At 53.3% G+C, this 14,425-nt stretch carries 9 protein-coding genes and 1 pseudogene; 5 read left to right on the top strand and 5 right to left on the bottom strand.

Features of this window, described 5'->3' with window-relative positions; translation table 11 throughout:
- Positions 1-47 precede the first annotated feature (47 nt).
- The 3 genes from HDF14_RS01780 to HDF14_RS01770 all read left to right on the top strand — a co-directional run bounded on the left by HDF14_RS01780 (position 48) and on the right by HDF14_RS01770 (position 2,970).
- Entirely contained in the window at positions 48-266 is a 219-nt protein-coding gene (locus HDF14_RS01780) for a hypothetical protein (protein WP_183972958.1), read from the top strand.
- A 444-nt stretch (positions 267-710) separates the two neighbouring features.
- The gene (locus HDF14_RS01775; RefSeq protein WP_183972956.1) at positions 711-1,199 is read left to right on the top strand and encodes an IS110 family transposase; all 489 of its coding nucleotides are present in this window, start codon (positions 711-713) and stop codon (positions 1,197-1,199) included.
- A gap of 367 nt (positions 1,200-1,566) precedes the next feature.
- The gene (locus HDF14_RS01770; RefSeq protein WP_183972955.1) at positions 1,567-2,970 is read left to right on the top strand and encodes an FAD-binding oxidoreductase; all 1,404 of its coding nucleotides are present in this window, start codon (positions 1,567-1,569) and stop codon (positions 2,968-2,970) included.
- 107 nt (positions 2,971-3,077) lie between these two features.
- Here HDF14_RS01770 and HDF14_RS01765 read toward each other — a convergent pair.
- The 5 genes and pseudogenes from HDF14_RS01765 to HDF14_RS01745 all read right to left on the bottom strand — a co-directional run.
- Positions 3,078-3,474: pseudogene (locus tag HDF14_RS01765) on the bottom strand (Tn3 family transposase); the annotation flags it as partial.
- A gap of 13 nt (positions 3,475-3,487) precedes the next feature.
- Positions 3,488-4,027: a TetR/AcrR family transcriptional regulator gene (locus tag HDF14_RS01760; protein WP_260697947.1), complete on the bottom strand. Its 540-nt coding sequence runs from the start codon at positions 4,025-4,027 to the stop codon at positions 3,488-3,490.
- Positions 4,028-4,450: 423 nt separating this feature from the next.
- Entirely contained in the window at positions 4,451-5,908 is a 1,458-nt protein-coding gene (locus tag HDF14_RS01755) for an efflux transporter outer membrane subunit (protein WP_313899459.1), read from the bottom strand.
- Positions 5,905-7,131 carry an efflux RND transporter periplasmic adaptor subunit gene (locus tag HDF14_RS01750; RefSeq protein WP_183972951.1) on the bottom strand — a complete coding sequence of 409 codons (1,227 nt, stop codon included), beginning with the start codon at positions 7,129-7,131 and terminating at the stop codon, positions 5,905-5,907. Before HDF14_RS01750 ends, HDF14_RS01755 begins: the two co-directional genes overlap by 4 nt.
- Positions 7,132-7,174: 43 nt before the next feature.
- Positions 7,175-10,339: an efflux RND transporter permease subunit gene (locus tag HDF14_RS01745; protein WP_183972949.1), complete on the bottom strand. Its 3,165-nt coding sequence runs from the start codon at positions 10,337-10,339 to the stop codon at positions 7,175-7,177.
- 721 nt (positions 10,340-11,060) lie between these two features.
- Between HDF14_RS01745 and HDF14_RS01740 the strand changes: the two genes are divergently transcribed.
- Both HDF14_RS01740 and HDF14_RS01735 read left to right on the top strand, forming a co-directional pair.
- Entirely contained in the window at positions 11,061-12,437 is a 1,377-nt protein-coding gene (locus tag HDF14_RS01740; protein WP_183972947.1) for an amino acid permease, read from the top strand.
- A gap of 981 nt (positions 12,438-13,418) precedes the next feature.
- The gene (locus HDF14_RS01735; protein WP_183972945.1) at positions 13,419-14,063 is read left to right on the top strand and encodes an HD domain-containing protein; all 645 of its coding nucleotides are present in this window, start codon (positions 13,419-13,421) and stop codon (positions 14,061-14,063) included.
- Positions 14,064-14,425 lie beyond the last annotated feature (362 nt).

Genomic DNA, 14,425 nt, shown 5'->3' with positions numbered 1-14,425 from the left:
CCAAAATTGTACCCCAATCTAAATCAATTGCAATGACTGCAACAGCTATGCCTAGCTCGCACTCTTCGACAACCATTTCGATAAAATCCATCCAGGCGGAGGCCTGCGCCTACGGCGCGAAGTGTGTTGCGTTAGCACGTGTCGAAGTGAGAGACGATCCCAGCGATGCTACGGCGAAGCGTGATCTTGGCAGCCTCGCCTCTCCCGTCGGAGCACTCCGAATGGAAGCATCAAACAGCCCGAGCCCCTCCTCCACCCCTCGCTGATCAACATCAAAATCCACCTCGGCCGTCCCAGTTCGTCGGGGTGCATGTCTTACAGTGTTCTCGTCTGCACCCGCGCTTTGACATACGACGGTACATAGTCGATAGCCTTTCGATACCACCAGCTGCGGTTGTGTGTCCGGCACCAACTCTCCCCAAACAGAACCGAGTTGAAAGCAAACCCACGCCAAAGCGAGGGGAGAGGTCCCGATACTCCAGGAGCTCACGCAGGTAGATGCTAATGTGCGTGCCACGTTGTGCATAATCACCAACGCGCTCATCGAGCCGGATTACTACCGATATGTCGGCTTGCGTTTACTGACAAACGCGATCGTTCTGCCCTCAGTTGGCGATAGCAGATGGGATAAGAAGGCCGGTCTCGAGTGGGATGCGTTAAGCTCCCAAGTTATCGACGCGCTTGAAGCGTGGGAGACAGGGAGACCGGCGATGAAGAAGCTTACCACTACGATGATGCAGCAGGCCCTCAACAAGCAGGACTGGCACCTTACCGTCGGTTTGGATCTGCGCGACAGGGCGAGCTTTTATTGCGTGCTCGATGCAGCAGGTGACGTCCTGATGGAGCAGAGGTTGAGCACGACGCCCAACGCGATAAAAGAGATTTTTGGAGCGATGCCTCGGAGTCGTATCGCACTGGAGACCGGAACGCATTCCCCGTGGGTAAGCCGGTTGCTTAGCGAGCTCGGTCATGAAGCGATCGTGGCGCACGCTCGCAGCGTGCGACTGATCGGGGAGGACAGGCGCAAGGATGATCGGATCGACGCTAGAACGCCTGCGCGACTGGCACGGGTCGATCCCAGTTGTCGTGTCGGTTTCCAGTTGAGGTCTGCTAAAAGCACGCAATCAATTCGTTCCTTCTTCGTTTCGATGGCCTTGACCGCAGCTCGCATGAGTAGCTCCGCGATTTCGCCGATGTAACCTTCAGTCAACTCATGAATTCTTTTAGCAAATATCGGGGCCTGTAGCTCGGACGGCTCCCGCATGAATTCACAGACGAGGAACACTGGACTCCTCGGCCTTTCTGTCACAGGTTCGCACAATTCGATACAAACGACAGTATTAGGCACACTGAAATTGAAGGGACGAGATAGGTTTAACTCAAGGTCACAGTTCGCAAACAAACCTACTACTTGCCCTGATACTCGTGATGTAAACACGTGAGCGGTACTTCATAAGTAAGGGCAGATGGGACCAGATTGCACCGTAAGTTCCCCGAAAGACTAAGGAGCAGATCAAAGGTGAGGTCTCTTGGCTTCGGGTACCGCAGTAGAAATAGGAGTATGTCATGACTTTCAACGATTCTTCCCTGCCGCCGGTATTGCCGGAAGATGCCGCGCGCCTCGCGGCTACGGTCGCGGGTTCGGTTTTACTGCCGGGCGACGCGGGATACGACGACGAACGCGCGGTCTTCAACCTAAACCACGAGTTAACGCCCGCGGTGATCGTGGTGCCTGAGAGCGTGACCGATGTTCAGGCCGCCGTTTCTTTCGCGGCAGGGCAACACCGGCCAGTCTTGGTGAAGACCACCGGCCACCAGATCGTCGGTTCCGCGAGCAGCGCCGTCGTGATTGCCACCCATCGAATGAACGACATCACGATCGACGCGGCCTGCCGCTCGGTCCGGGTCGGAGCCGGAGTGCTGTGGTCGGAGGTCATTGCGAAGACAACCGAGGTCGGTCTGGCCGCGCTGAACGGGTCGAACCCCACCGTGGGAGTCTCCGGTTACACCTTGGGCGGCGGTCTCAGCCCGACCCTCGGCCGCTCCCAGGGGTATGCCGCCGACCACGTGCGCTCGCTCGACGTGGTCACCGCGGACGGCGAACTGCGGCACGTCACTGCGGAATCCGAACCAGACCTGTTCTGGGCGCTGCGCGGCGGCAAGGGCAACTTCGCAGTGGTCACCGCTCTGGAATTCGATCTGTTCCCCGTGTCTCGCCTCTACGGCGGAGGCCTCTACTTCCCCGGTGACCGGACGGCCGACGTTTTGCGAGCCTGGACCGCCTGGCACCCCAGCACCCCGGAAACCATGGTCACGTCGATCGCGGTGATGCGGATGCCATCAATGCCCGAAGTGGCTGAGCCTCTGCGCGGGAAGTTTCTGGTGTCGGTGCGGATCGCCTACAGCGGCACGACCGCGGACGGCGAGCGGATGATAGAGCCGCTGCGAGCGGTAGCTCCTGCAGTCCTGGACACCGTGCGGGACATGTCGTACGCCGAGGTCGCATCGATCCACAACGAGCCGACCGACGCGTTGCCCTACTACGAACGGGGCATCATGCTGCGAGAGTTCCCTCCGCAGGCGCAGGACAAGCTGATAGAACTCGTCGGTCCGGACTCCGAAACCGATCTGGTGATGGCTGAGCTACGTGCCCTGGGCGGGGCCTGGGACCGGGAGCCGAAGGTGCCCAACGCCGTAGCGACCAGGGGGCTGCCGTACAGCCTGCTGGGTGTCTCCGCCGGACCGCTGTCGGAGGAGGAGCAACTCAAGATGTCGGTCGCCAATCTGCTCGACGGCATGAAGCCCTGGCAGGGCGCCCGGCGGTACGTGAACAACCTCGCGCCGGATGAGGCGGCCGACGCCGCGGCGATTTACGGCCCCGAGCGCTACGAGCGCTTGGCGTCCATCAAGAAGACCTACGACCCGGCCAACATGTTCCGGCTCAACCACAACGTGATGCCGGCCACCTGATTAGGCACTGGCCGACCGGGTGGGGCCGGACACCGACGGACCAGATCGTATGTTAGGCCTGTCGCAGAGGCCTGAACTTGCTCTTACGGAGTCTTGCGGCGTTTCCGCCATTGGTAGTCTCCGGTAAGGTTGATGTGCTCCCATCCGAGCGGAGACAAGTGTCTCCGGAGCGCAGGGTCTACGGTATGCCCGTTTTCGTGTAGTGCGTTGGTGGCTCGTTCGAGGTAAACGGTGTTCCACAACGTGATGCCGGCTGTGGCCAAGGTGAGCCCGCTGGCGCGACATTGCTGCTGCTCGAAGCTGCGGTCGCGGATCTCGCCAAGACGGAGAAGAACACGGCTCGGTCAAGCGCATTGCGGCTTCGCCCTTATTCAGGCCGGTGTGCACTCGCCTACGCAGTTCAACGCTTTTGCAGCCAATCCAGGATGAAGAGAGCGTGCGTTCGATGCGACCGAGTTCGCGCAAGGCGACAGCGAGCCCGTTCTGACGTGGATATCCCATCAAAGCCGAATTCGACTTATCTAGCCTTCGAACTGCGGTTTTCTATACCGCGAAACAATGTTGAAATCATCGTCGCCGCCTCTTTCCTATTGAGCGGGCCGTGCCCGGCCATCAGCCGAAAGACCATAGGACCAAAGATCATATCTAAAACGACCTCTCGATCGACTGCCGAATCGATCTCCCCGCGATTGATTGCACGTTCCAAAACTTCCCGGGACGCTTCACGGCGCGGTTTCAAAAAGCGCTCTCGGAAAACGATTGCAAATTGAGGGTCATTCTTGCACTCCGCTAAGAACTCACTGAACATCTGTCCGGTGGAGGAGTAGAAATTCATGGTTAAGCGAAGCAACTCTACGAGATCATTTTCTCCGTTACCAGTGTCGGGGACCGATATGGTCTTGTTCATCGTTTTGCTAAAGGCGTCTAACGCGACATAGGCCTTGCTCGGCCACCACCTGTATATAGTCACCTTTCCAACGCCTGCCTCTCGAGCGATTGCCTCAATCGTGATATCGCGTAAAGGCTGCTGCTTCAAAAGGTGAAGGGTAGCGGTCAATATTGCTCTTTCCGATTCGTCACTCCGATGTCGGCCTCGACTTTTGAGTTCAGTCATTGATCTCTCGATGAAGCAAGCCCGAGTAGCGCTACAGGTAAAACTGTCTGCATCACGTAGCTGTTAGCCCGCTCTGTCGCACCATTGGATTACATCTTTGGATGACAATTCATAATCATAAACTATACGTATCGTCTTCTAACCTTCTCACTTCAGAACGGCTTTCACCCTCATCCCATTCCTTTTAATATGAAATGAGGGAAGGCAAGAAATCCGGAGACAGTCTGCACCAGATCCTTCGAGACCATCGAGATTCAACTCTGCGAGAGAACCTTTTCGTCGGATAAATAATGAAGGGAGGTGGAGGTGAAGACCTCACACCCGTACATCTTCGCAGACCCGAAGATGAGCTCCGCTGAAGGATATCTAGTATTTGGGCAGTTGGGTCGTGTCCCATCCTCCACCAACGGCTTTTACGAGAAGAACACTAGCGTCCATGCGCCGTCGTTTAATATCGATGTCATTGCGTTGGTTCGTCAGCAGCACCGTTTGCGCGGTAATGACCTGCAGATAGTTGTCGACACCGCCCTCGTATCGGTTTGTAAAGAGTTGAAGCGCCTCAGCCGCGGAGGCCGTGGCTCGTTCCTGTTGTACCGCTTCAGTTTCTAGAATGCGTAAGGCTGCAAGGTTGTCTTCTACTTCCTGGAACGCAGTGAGCGTTGTCTGCCGATAAGAAGCAACGGTACCGTCATAGTTGGCAGTTGCTGATTGAGTGACGGCGCTGCGTCGTCCCGCGTCGAACAGAGGCTCCGAAATCTGAGACCCTACCGCCCACATACGACTGGGCCAATTAAACCAATTTATGATGGAAGTGCCTGTGAACCCACCTTGCGCTCCTAGAATCAAGGACGGAAAAAACGCTGCGCGAGCGATTCCAATTTGATCGTTGGCTTCAGCGACACGGCGTTCATTGGCGGCGATATCAGGTCGGCGCTCAAGGAGTACTGAGGGAAGACTCACTGGGATGCTTGGAAGTTGTAGAGGTGTCTTAGGAGAGAAAGATACGCGGAATTCGGCAGGCGGTTTTCCAATCAATGTTGCGATGGCATGCTCATACTGAGCACGAATCACTGTGATATCAGTGTCCTGAACTCTTGCTGCATCGAGCTGTGTCTTCGCCTGAGCCACATCAGATTTAGGAGCAGCTCCTCCTTCGAAGCGGTTCTGCGTGAGCTCCAACGCATCGGCGTAATCTTTTACTGTTTCATCGAGAAGTTGTTTTTGCGCGTCAGCACTGCGGAGTTCGAAATAGTCGACGGCCAGTTCGGAATGGAGGCTTAAACTAGCCGTTTCGACGTCTGCTGCGGTCGCCTGCGCTTCCTCTCGCGAGGCGGTTACGGTACGTCGAATCTTTCCCCATAAATCCACTTCATAAGATAGATCGAAGGGCATGGTGAAAGAGCCCGTACCATTGTTCACCTGTGAAAGTGGAAAGTATGGCTGATTAGCGGATTGCCGCTCATTGGCAAAATTTGGTGAAGTGGTAATAGTTGGGAACTGAGCGGCGCGATTGAAGCGAATGACCGAACGCGCTTGGCGGAGTCGAGCCTCTACCACCTTCAGATTCTCATTAGACACTGTTAGTTCGTCTTCAAGCGCATTGAGTTCCGGGTCACCGAAGAGCTCCCACCATTTCCCGCGAAACGCCTGATCTTGTGGAGTAGATGGTGTCCACTCAGCCCCCTCTTTGAAGTATTCTGGCGACTGTTCCTTGAATGAAGGGGTTAAGGGAGCAGTTGGCTTGACGTATTTGGGGCCGACCATGCAGCCACTGAGAAGAAGACCTGCACCAAATAAACTGGCGAAAGTGAGATGACGGTTCACTTCGAGCCTCCGACCTGTGGTCGACCTATCTGAACCTCTCTACCGCCACTGAGCGAATCTGAAGGATTTAAGATGACGTTGTCTGTTGGCAGAAGACCGGAGACTACTTCAACTGTGGCCCCGAAGTCGCGACCAATCTTGATCGGAGTAAGCGCAACACGGTTATTCCGAACTACACCGACGCGCAAACCTTCTGACCGAAACAGCAGGGTGTTGGCTGGGATAGTGAGCGATTGAACAGAAGTCTCGGTCTGCCGGGGGATTTTGAGGTGCACAAATACGTATGCGCCGGTCTTGATACGTTCTTTTGCATTCTCGACATCAACCTCGACATTGAGCGTCCTCGAGGCCGAATCGATCGAATGGGAATCGCGTACGATCTTGCCCTCAAATATTTCATCGGGAAATTCGTCGAGAGCCAGTGTTGCCTTGGCTCCAACTTGTGCAGCCAACGAGTCGACCTCCGGCACAGCAACGTAGACGCGTAGGCGGTCTACTGCCGCCATGTGGAAGAGCTCTTGCGGTACACCACCGGCGCCTGCATTGATAAGTGCGCCAATATCCGTATTTCTCGCAGTGATAACGCCACTAAAAGGTGCATAGACCTTTTCAAATGATTGCAACTCTTCCAAACGATGCACGTCTGCAATCTTTGAATCTACCGCTGCTTGGCGAGCACTGAGATCGCTGATAGCCTGATCGGTCTCCTGTTTGGAAACAGAACTGGTTTTGAGTAGGTTTTTCCAGCGTTCCGCAGTAATCTCTGCCAGTTGTTCATTGGCCTCTGCGTTCTTTAGATCTGCACGTGCCTGCTCAAGCTGTCGATTGATCTCCGGAGTGTCGATCTCTGCAAGAAGTTGTCCTTGCATCACGTGAGTTCCGATATCTACATACCAGTGCGTAAGATACCCGTTTGTTCTGGCATAGATAGGTGTGTCGTTGTATGCCTGGGTGTTGCCAGGCAATACGATCTCCTGAGACATTGCTCCCGACTTTGGCCGAACGACATTCACTGTCGGCACCGATGCATGCTCGGTGCGAAGACCTAGATCGGTCTCCGCCTGAGCGCGTGCGTGGATGCCACCATAAATGATGGCGCCAACGACAAGAGCCGCAACACTCAGTCCAGCCAACATCGGCCCAGATACCATTTTCAATGATGGTGTTGTGAGCAGTTCTGCATTGGCCTGAACAACTTCTGATGGATCATTCTCGATCGTCATATTCTCTTTCCATTTGCAAACGCATCGATTGCGCGTGAATAGGTTAGTTCGCCGACTCTGTTAGGACCTGTTCGTCCGTGGATTTGGACCTTCCATGCAAAAGTGCGAATACAGAAGGGACAAAGATTAAGGTGGCTATCGTCGCACAGAACAAACCTCCGATCACCGCTCGCCCGAGAGGCGCATTCTGTTCACCGCCATCGCCTAGACCAAGGGCCATGGGAACCATCCCAATGATCATGGCCAGAGCAGTCATGATTACTGGGCGAAACCGAGTGGAACCCGCTTCGATCGCTGCAGTGATCGGCTCTCTGTGATGAAGCAATCTCTCTTTTGCGAAGGACACGACCAGAACGCTATTTGCAGTGGCAACTCCCATACACATAATGGCGCCCATCAGAGCGGGAACGCTAAGCGTTGTGTGCGTGATAAATAAGAACAGGACGATTCCAGCTAGTGCCGCAGGAAGTGCGGTGATGATAATGAAAGGGTCTAGCCATGACTGGAAATTAACCACGATGAGGAGGTAGACCAGAATGATCGCAAAACCAAGACCACCAATCAGGCCAATGTAAGAACTACGCATCGTGCCGTACTGGCCGCGGAGTGTCACGAAGCTACCGCGAGGAAGTGTCTTTCGATTGGCATCAACGATACGAGTGGCTTCACGACCGACTGCACCCAGATCCCGATCCTGTACGGATGCATAGATATCAACGACGCGTCGGATGTTGTAGTGATTGATCGAGCCGAGTTCACTCGTGCGCTTAATTGAAGCGACATCGGTAAGGATCGCAGGCCTTTTCTGGTTTGAACCGCTGATAGGAATGTTCTGAAGGTCTTGACCCGACTGAATTTTGTATTGGGGCGTCTGTGCCACAATGTTGTACGAAACTCCGTTTTTCGGGTTGAGATAAAACATGGGGGCAATCTGGAAGCTGCTACTCAAAGAGATCAGCGTGCTATTGGCGACGTCGCGCTCAGTGAACCCTCCCTGAGCCGCCTTAGTCCGATCCACATCGATGTGAAACTTGGGATAGTCAGACTGCTGTTGAATACGCAGATCAGTGATGCCGCGAACGTGACTTAGCTGCGAAATCATTGTCTTAGCCACTTCAAGGTTTGCGTTGACATCCGGACCGTCGATCTGAATATCAATTGGCGCAGGCAGGCCGAAGTTCAACGTCTGAGTCATAATGTCGGCGGGGAGGAACGCGAACGTCGCCCCAGGAAATTCGCGGGGAAGCGTCTCGCGGAGAGTTCGTACATAGTCGCCGGTTTTATGATGCTTTTCGTTCAGAGAGACGAGCACGTCAGCATCGGCGGCTCCGGTCAAGCCGGAGTTGTTGTAAATGTAGTTGAGGGGGCTGAATGGTAGACCAATGTTGTCGAGGATATTGTCAACTTCGGAAGCAGGTATAGTCTGCCGAATACGAGCTTCAACGTCATCTGCCAGACGGGCTGTTTCTTCGATACGCGTTCCAGTCTTGGCGCGCACATGAAGTATGAACTGTCCACTGTCCGTAGCTGGAAAGAAGTCCTGGCCAAGGAACGGAACAAGAGCGAAGGCACATATGCATACCAGCAAGAAGCTGGGAACGAAGATCTTTCTCCCAGAAATGAGTCCGATGAGTACAGAAGAATATGAATTGCGAGCTCTCTCGAAGAGCCGCTCGAATCCTCTCTGAAGCCGAGCGAATGGGTTATTTGACTTCGGGTCATCGTGATGCTTGGCCTTCAATAGATACAGGGCCAACGTGGGGACCAGAGTACGAGATAGCACGTACGACGCCAGCATGGCAAAAATGACCGCCTCGGCCAGCGGAACGAACAGGAACTTCGCAACGCCGGTGAGGAAGAACATTGGAAGGAAGACAATGCAAATGCAAAGGGTCGAGACCAACGCCGGAACGGCGATCTGCGCAGCGCCGCCGAGGATGCCGTTATGGAGTGGAGCGCCATCTTCGAGATGACGCTCGATATTTTCAATCGTAACGGTGGCATCATCGACGAGAATTCCGACGGCTAGCGCAAGGCCGCCAAGCGTCATGATGTTGATGGTCTCGTGAAGAAAGCTTAGGGCCATCACAGAGGTCAAGATCGAAAGTGGGATGGATACCGCGATGATAACGGTGCTGCGCCAGCTTCCCAAGAAGAGGAGGATCATCAAACCGGTAAGTGCCGCGGCGATGATAGCTTCGCGAATAACGCCGTTGATGGAACCCTGAACGAACACGGATTGATCTGAAAGCGGTTGGATTTTGAGTTCTGGAGGAAGTGTCTGTTCAATACGCGGAAGCATTTTACGGATACCATTGACTACGTCAATGGTTGAAGCATCTCCCGCCTTAAGTACGGGGACCAGAACACCTCGAGCGCCGTTTTGACGAACGATATTTGTCTGCGGCGCGAATCCGTCGCTAACCGTTGCGACGTCGCGGAGATAGATGGTAGAACTTCCAACCATCTTTATAGGTAGATCATTGAGTTCCTGGACTGCTTTAACATCCCCATTGAGATCAACGTCGTACTCAAAGTCTCCGATCTTGGTCGTGCCACCGGGCAAAATGAAATTTTGATTGCCAAGGGCAGTGAGCACATCGTTAGGTGAGAGCCCCTTGGACTGTAAAAGGCCCTGATTGAGGTTCACCATAACCTGGCGTAGCTTTCCGCCGTAGGGAAACGGAACCGAAGAACCCGGAACCGTAACTAGCTGAGTACGCAGAAAGTTCAACGCTATGTCATTGAGCTGAGACTCCGTGAGACCCCTTCCCGAAAGACCCAGTTGAAGGATGGGAACAGTCGATGCATTGAAATCAACGACAAGGGGAGGAAGTGCGCCAGGAGGCAAAAAGCGCAGAATAGTCTGGGAAATCGCAGTCACCTGAGCGTTCGCACGATCAATACTTGCATTCGGCTGTAAGAATATTTTGACGATCGCCGTGCCGTTTACCGTTGTGGACTCAATATGCTCGATGTTGTCGACGGTTGTAGTCAGGATGCGTTCGTAAACCGTAGTGATACGCCCTTCGGTCTCTTCCGGGCTGAGGCCTGTGTAAGTCCAAGCAACGGCGACAACCGGAATATTAATGCTCGGGAAGATGTCTGTCGGCGTTCTTAAAATGACGATCGGGCTCAGAATAAGAATGAGAAGCGCCAGAACAATAAACGTATAAGGTCTCCTCAACGCTATTTTGACGATCCACATTTCATTTCTCCAATTCCGCGCATAGAGCCAGTCACAGTTTGACAGCTTCTATTGAGCACAATACAAAACGACACGTATCGTATATATACAGATTGTAAATGATGCTTTAAAGATGCAAAATCTGCCCAGAAAAAACACTGTTAGCGGCGCGTTCGATTGTTTAGTGCAGGAAAGGAGACTGGCTTTACCATTGAGCAATAAAACCTTAAATGGGCGTCTGTCGTCGGCATCTCCGTGAACTGCGATTTATATAACGACTTGTGTCCGGAGGTTGCCTTGATCTCAAGGACGACTGAAATGGTTGAAGGCCCTTGGCAAGAAGGTGCTCGCCTGATGAACGTTTGCGCCTATCTGTTCGCTAAAGAAGTTCGGGAAGATGTCTGTGGGAGTCCTCAGAATCATCACCGGACTCAAAATGTTAGTTATCTAACATTGGCGTTTCTACGGCATGTAAAGAGCTAGCCTCCTCGCTTTCGCTTAAACCTCTCAAAATTAGGCACAAACGAACTGAATAGACACACTGAAATCGGAGAGCGATATAAGTTGAATTTAAGGTCACTGTTCGCATCGATATTCAACTGATTATCTCTTTCTACAACGCCATTTAAGGTCGTGCGCGAATGTCGATTCGTCGCGACATAGACTTTGGAGCAACTCTGGCCGCACACCTCTATTTCACGCAACAGATCACAATATAGTTACGTCACTGGACACACTGAAGATGAACGAACAAGAGTTACGGCGCAGCCTACAGGAACGCCACATTCGCCTGATGGCTTTGGGATCGACCATTGGAGTGGGTTTGTTTTTAGGTTCGGCGACTGCAATCAAGCTCGCGGGTCCGGCAATTCTGATCTCTTACATCGTCGGTGGCTCGGCGATATTCATCATCATGCGAGCCCTGGGCGAAATGGCTGTACATAAACCGGTAGCCGGTTCATTCAGTCGATACGCCCAGAATTATTTAGGCCCACTTCCTGGTTACCTGACTGGCTGGAACTATTGGTTCATGTGGCTGGTAACTTGCATTGCCGAAATTACCGCAGTCGGCATCTATATGGGGATCTGGTTCCCCACTGTGCCGCAATGGATCTGGACCCTGGCTGCGCTCGCGGCGATGAGCGCGGTCAATCTTGCCGCGGTAAAAGCTTACGGCGAATTCGAGTACTGGTTCGCCATGGTCAAGGTCGTGACCATTGTGATGATGATCGTCGGCGGCAGCGCCATGATTATGTGTGGTCTTGGTAATCATGGGGTTGCGACAGGTATCCACAATCTTTGGTCCAATGGCGGCTTCATGCCCAACGGCGCCAAGGGCGTATTGATGGCGATGCAAATGGTTATGTTCGCATATCTAGGAGTGGAGATGATCGGACTTGCTGCTGGTGAAGCAGAAAATCCGAATAAGTCAATTCCGGATGCGATCAACTCAGTATTCTGGCGCATTCTACTTTTCTATGTCGGCGCCCTGTTCGTGATCCTGTCGATTTATCCATGGAATGAACTTGGCACCCATGGCAGTCCATTTGAGATCACATTCCGGCGGCTTGGCGTTAAATCGGCCGCAGGTATCATCAACTTCGTGGTGCTCACCGCCGCGCTGTCGTCGTGCAATGGCGGCATCTACAGTACAGGCCGCATGCTCTACAATCTCGCTCAACAGGGCCAGGCACCGCGTATGTTTGCGATCACCTCACGAGGCGGAGTACCGCGACGTGCGATTTGGGCGTCTGTCGCGATGTTGTTGCTTGGTGTGTTACTCAATTATCTGGTGCCAGCGAGAGTGTTCGTCTGGGTGACTTCTATCGCAACCTTCGGGGCTATCTGGACATGGAGTATCGTGCTCATCACGGAGATGAAATTTCGGCAAGGCTTAAACGACACCGAGCGCGGTCGGCTGATTCTCCGCGTGCCCTTTTATCCATACGCATCATGGATGGCATTAGCGTTTCTGGTCTTGGTCACCGCGTTGATGGCTTATTTCCCCGATACGCGTATCGCTTTACTAGTCGGTCCGCTCTGGCTTGTACTGCTCGCGCTGTTTTATTACGTATTTGGGCTATGCAAAGTTGAGCAATCCACGGTAGAAGACGAGTGACCCTCTAAATTGCCTTGAGCTCATACCGCCGACTGTTGCCGCCGGATCTTGTCGAAAGTCGCGAGCGAAGTCAGAAAACGAAAACCAATATTATCGTCATGGGTCACGAACTCATTGTTTCTGGTATCGGGCAAGAACCACGGTTGCCGATGGCCAGCTATTCCCGGTGAAGGCCAGATTACGGGTTCGCAGATCTCGCCCTATGGCGAGTACCTATCCTTCCCGCCTCTAGCGACGTTCTTTGCGTCTCGTGCTGCGCAAATCCTTCGCATGCAACAACATCGAAGACGTCTCCATCGTGACTCAATGCACCAGCATCGCACGGGTGTTGTTTTTCCGTAGAGTGTGGTTCACATTCCATGTCCTAAATTGCGGCATTTATGTCGTGGCGCCCGCTTCGGCAAGCTCCTAGAATTGGTCTAGAAAAGAGATAGCGATGTCAAATCTCTCGTCGTTCTCGACTCCTTGCTTGCGAAAGAAGCCGGTGATCTCCTGCGTGAGCACTCCACGATTCCGAATGGCAGTCCGGGACGGAAGGATGGAAAAAAGTGCATCAATGCCTGAATTTCAACAAACTCCCGGATATGTATGGGAAGAGCTGAACTTCTCGTCTGTTCTGTCACAGATCACAAAATTAGATACAAACGATAGTAATAGGCACACTTGAATCTAAGAGGCGAGATAACTTGAAAAAGTGGCCACTATTCGAAGATAGACCTGGTGCCAGCTAGTGCTCGTGATGTGAGGATCTGAGTAGTACTTAACGAGACTGGAATTGGAGAAATTAAGTTGTCGCTCAAGAGGTGTAATAAGGGACCAGAGTCAGTGCACGATCGGTCACGACGCACAGTGTTGAAGGGTATAGTTGCGGCTGGCGTCACCACGTTAGTGTCCTGTGCATGTTTAGCTGAAGCAAAGAATAACAACAACCAAATCGATAAGATCCCTCAGTCTACTGGGGGATCCAGAAAGGATATAACGATGTCAAATTTATCATCCTCCCTTGTCATTCCCGACTCCTTGCTTGCGAAAGAAGCTACCGGTCTCCTGCGTGAGCATTCCACGGATCTGCTCTTTAATCACTCGATTCGTGTCTACTTCTTCGCGGCGGAGCAGGGCCGCCAACGAAAGCTTCGCTTTGATCCAGAACTTCTCTACGTCGCGGCTGCATTTCACGATTTTGGCCTCCTTAAGAAATTCTCGAGCCCAGACGAACGCTTCGAGGTCGATGGCGCAAACGCGGCCCGTCAGTTTCTCACTGCACATAAGGTCCCCGAAGAGCGGGTAGAAATTGCATGGACGGCCATCGCTCTGCACACCACTCCCGGTGTCACTCAGCACATGCGCCCCGAAGTAGCTCTACTCTATTCGGGAGTCGGTCTCGATGTTCTTGGAAGAGGTTTCGACCAGTTTCCTTCGGAGGTGCGCGAGGAAGTCGTTGCGAGATACCCTCGGAAACACTTCAAGAAAGCGTTCATCCAAGAGTACTTTGCCGGTTTTGCGTACAAGCCCGGCACGACCTACGGCACCGTGAACTCCAGCATCTGTGAGCGCCTTATCCCCGGTTACAAAGCTCCTAATGCCGTCGACGTGATAGCGGCATCTCCCTTCACCGATTCCGAATAGCAATCCGGAACGTCGAGGTAGGAAAAAAGTTGTACTACAGGAAGATTGCGCAATGACATGATGTCCAGTCAGTTTCGCTGTGGCAGGCACCTTTGAGGAGACGGATCCTTGCGATCATGCCCTCCGCCAACTACACCCGACCAGAGTGTAGGGATAACGTAAATGGGTGACGGTGACAGACGTTGGATGAAACAGCCCCAGAGCACATCGTTCATCCGGTCAATGAGGTTCAGGCCCATTCAATCATGATCTCCTAACGCCTGCGTGAGTTTGGGCCACCAGACGTCACGGGTTCACGGCGCCCATAGGGCGATCCTGTCATCCGGAAAGACTGGCAGTATGCCGAGAACTACGTGGAGAGA

The organism is Tunturiibacter gelidiferens (genome assembly GCF_014201335.1).
GTDB classification, from domain to species: domain Bacteria; phylum Acidobacteriota; class Terriglobia; order Terriglobales; family Acidobacteriaceae; genus Edaphobacter; species Edaphobacter lichenicola_E.
The sequence above is the reverse complement of the archived record's forward strand: the minus strand, read 5'-3'. Positions and strand labels throughout refer to the sequence as shown.